The 3,090-nt window shown below is 40.1% G+C and carries 1 protein-coding gene and 1 tRNA gene; both read left to right on the top strand.

Features of this window, described 5'->3' with window-relative positions; genetic code table 11:
* Window positions 1-30: 30 nt before the first annotated feature.
* Window positions 31-114: transfer RNA gene (locus ACJMLO_RS02035), tRNA-Leu, on the top strand.
* Window positions 115-191: 77 nt separating this feature from the next.
* A complete protein-coding gene (locus tag ACJMLO_RS02030; RefSeq protein WP_405293424.1) occupies window positions 192-2,672 on the top strand; it encodes a pectate lyase-like adhesive domain-containing protein in 2,481 nt (826 codons plus the stop codon).
* Window positions 2,673-3,090: the final 418 nt, after the last annotated feature.

The following is a 3,090-nucleotide window of genomic DNA, read 5'->3' as shown; positions in this document are numbered from 1 at the left end:
ATATTTTTTTATAACTACTTTTGTTTTTATGCGGGGGTGGTCGAGCGGTCAAAGGCGCTAGGTTGAGGGCCTAGTGGGTCAGTCCCTTCGCGGGTTCAAGTCCCGTCCCCCGCACTATCAAGCTATTTTTGAAAAATTTTTTATACCTCAAATTTAAATATATTTTACAACAATTCAAATGGGGGATTTTTTTGTATAAAAAATTGATATTTGCATTTGTCTGTCTGGCGCTGATTTTTCTTGCGGCGGCAAATGTCAGTGCCGATGAGCTGAACAGCACGGATTTTGATAATCTGGCCAATGATATATCATTGACCGAGCCGAATCAGACATTGACTTTGCAGAAGGATTATAAACTTGAAAGTGCATCTCAAAAGCACATTGTTATTGACAAGCCAATGACAATAGATGGAAATGATTATACGATAGATGCGCCCGACGTTTCAAGGGTGTTCTGGGTGAAGGCTGATAACGTCTGCATCAAAAATGTCAACTTCATCAATTCAAAATCTGGTGGCCTTGCAGGAGGAGTCATCTCCTGGTGGGGAAATAACGGAACTCTCACAAACTGCAGCTTTACAAACAACTCGGCAGTTTCTGCAGGAGGAGCTGTATTGTGGAAAGGAAACGACGGTGTCATTTCAAACTGCACCTTCAAGGACAACAAGGTGACCTATGGCGCTGCCGTAAGTCTTACCGAAGGGGACGGCTATGACAAATCCCAGATGATCATTGCCCAAGTAAACAGCGAAGGGGGAGCATTGTACCTGTCAGGTGACAACATTCTGGTTGACTGCTGCAACTTCATAAACAACAGGGCAGCACTCAACGGTGGGGCAATCTCAGCAAACTGGCCTCAAAATCTCACGGTTTCAAATTCCAGATTCAAGGCCAACAACTGCCCGTACAACGGCGGTGCGATTGACCTGAATGCAGTTGGCGCAACCCTGATTAACATGACATTGGAGGACAATCTGCCAAAGGACCTTTTCAACAACTGTCAGAATACCAGAATAGTCAACACCACATTTAAGGATCCCTCATCAATCGTCTCATGGTATGGCATGACACTGGTAAACGTTTCATTTAGGGATTTGGGATACTTCGATGAGCTTTCAGCCAAAATCAATGCCACTCCCGAAGGAGGAATTCTTGTCTTGGATAAGGATTATGTCTATTTGTACGGTTCAAATAAGGGCATCATAATCTCAAAGTCAATCACAATCGATGGAAACGGCCATACAGTGGATGGAAATAACATATCAAGAATATTCAATGTCACTGCCGATAATGTGGTTTTAAGAAACATAAATTTCATAAACGGCAATGCATGGGGAAGGTACTTCTCAAGCGATATTGGTGGAGGAGCAATCTACTGGTATGGAGCAAACGGGCGTGTCGAAAACTCCAACTTTACAAACAACTGCGGACGTGGCATTGAGGAGGACCCATTTGAAAGTGAGGAGACAATCATTGGTGAGGACGGTACAATTATCCATGTAATTCGCATGAGGCCTATGGGTGCCAAAACCAATGAGGGTGGAGCCATCGTGTGGAACGGAACAAACGGTACAGTATCCAATTGTGTCTTCAGGGATAATGAAATCGGCTATCCGAATACCGGTGGAGCAATTTGCTGGAGAGGAAATGACGGATTGGTCACTGACAGCGTCTTTTTGGATAATGGAGCCTGGTGCGGTTCTGCAATAGCTTGGATTGGTGACAATGGAAGAATCCTGAACAGCCTTGTTGCCAACTGCTCATTTCTTGACGGCGGAATCTACTGGTTCGGCCACAACGGACTGATAAAAAATTCAATTTTGCTTTCATCAAATGACCGGCCGGTATTGCGCTCTATGGGCGATGTGGTTGCCGACTATAACTTCTGGGGAGACACCATTGAAAATCCGAATGAGTTCACAAAGGCAGATAATGTGTCCTGCTGGCTACTTATCCGCTTCACACACAATGGGGAATTCGTTGAAAAGGGTCAGAATGTATTAATCAAGTATGACATCACCACACTGATAGATAAGAACGGAAAGATAAGTGGATATGATGCTCTGATTGACAAATCCGGCCAACTCATTTTCACTGCCGAAAAGACTGGTTTTTTAAACATTACCGTAAGCAATGGTAAGATAAATGTCAAGGTCGATGCCAAAGAGGTTATAAAAAGCAAGGATTTGGTTAAATATTATGCAAAAAAGGTCATGTTTAAGGTAAAAGTCTATGACCTTTTCGGAAAAGTTGTCGGCAAGGTAGTTAAGTTTAAGATTAATGGCGAGGTTTATGAGGTTAAAACTGATAAGAATGCCGTTGCAACCTTGAAATTGAAATTGAAACCTGGAAAATATAAAATTAAGACCGTCTACGGCGATGTCAAGGTCAAAAACAAAATTACAATCAAAAACACTCTAAAGACTAGAAACCTGTCCAAAAAGGTTAAAAAGACTGCCAAATTCAAAGTGAAGGTCCTCAATTCCAAAGGTAATGCATTCAAAAATCAGATTGTCAAGATAAAGTTTAAGGGCAAGGCCTATAAAGTCAAGACAAACAAAAGGGGAATTGCCACTTTCAAGGTTCCTGAGAATTTAAAAGTCGGCAAATATAAGATTAAGACAACCTATAATGGTTTAAGTAATGTGAATAAGATTGTTGTCAAAAAATAAGATATAATATGTAAAATTGTTATGATAAAAAAAAGAAGAGATAAAACACATATTAAAAGCCAATTATCATATAAATTGTCAGTTTATCAAATTAGAAAAATTTCGGATAATCCAAACTACTCTTCTTTTTTGTTATCATAGATTTGTTAGGTCAATAATTTAATGCCTAACAATAAATAGTGACTTGCCAGTGTAAAATATGCAATGGAAAGCACTATATTTTCTATAGCCATAGGCATCCTCCAAATTTAATAGGAGTGTAATTCTAATATTTTTATTGAACCACCCCATCCTATAGAGGATGGGGATTCCTGAATTTTTTTCACTTAATAATGGTTAATTTAAGTATTTTTTCAGGCTATCTCCGTTGAACCAGCGGTTTAGAATATTAATTGCTGCGTTTGTGTCTCTATCAAGT

The sequence above is a fragment of the Methanobrevibacter sp. genome (assembly GCF_045120835.1).
GTDB lineage: Archaea > Methanobacteriota > Methanobacteria > Methanobacteriales > Methanobacteriaceae > Methanocatella.
The sequence above is the reverse complement of the archived record's forward strand: the minus strand, read 5'-3'. Positions and strand labels throughout refer to the sequence as shown.